Source organism: Pseudomonas sp. W15Feb34, assembly GCF_023127765.1.
Classification (GTDB): Bacteria; Pseudomonadota; Gammaproteobacteria; order Pseudomonadales; family Pseudomonadaceae; genus Aquipseudomonas; species Aquipseudomonas synxantha_A.
Window position 1 is genome coordinate 1 of record NZ_SPKN01000052.1, and the last position, 379, is coordinate 379.

Genomic DNA, 379 nt, shown 5'->3' on the forward strand with positions numbered 1-379 from the left:
TTGTCGATGGTGTCGTTGATCGTGGTGGTGGCGCCGTTGCCCGCGACTTCCAGTTTTTCGAAGTTGCCACCCGTGGTTTCGGTGATTTGAACGGTCTGCGTGCTCTTATCGATAAACACGTCATCAGTCGGCGCCGGGACGGTCACGGTGCCGACGGTGTCGCCCGCTTTGATGGTAATGCTTGAACCGTTGTCGAGTTTCAACGTGACGTCGGTACCGGCCTTGTTGCTCAAGGTTGCGGTATAGGTGATCTGGCCACCTTCGTTCACCGCACTCGGCGCAGTCAACGTCACGGTCGTGGTGTTATCGGTCCCCGGAGTGTCAGTTACAGTCGTGGTGACTTTATCGGTACCTGGAATCAGATTTTCAAAGTGCTCGC

1 protein-coding gene is annotated in these 379 nt (G+C 55.9%); it reads right to left on the reverse strand.

Annotated features, from left to right (window positions below; all coding sequences use genetic code 11):
• The coding region (locus tag E4O97_RS26290) for an immunoglobulin-like domain-containing protein (protein WP_248162707.1) at positions 1-379 on the reverse strand (379 nt) is incomplete at both ends.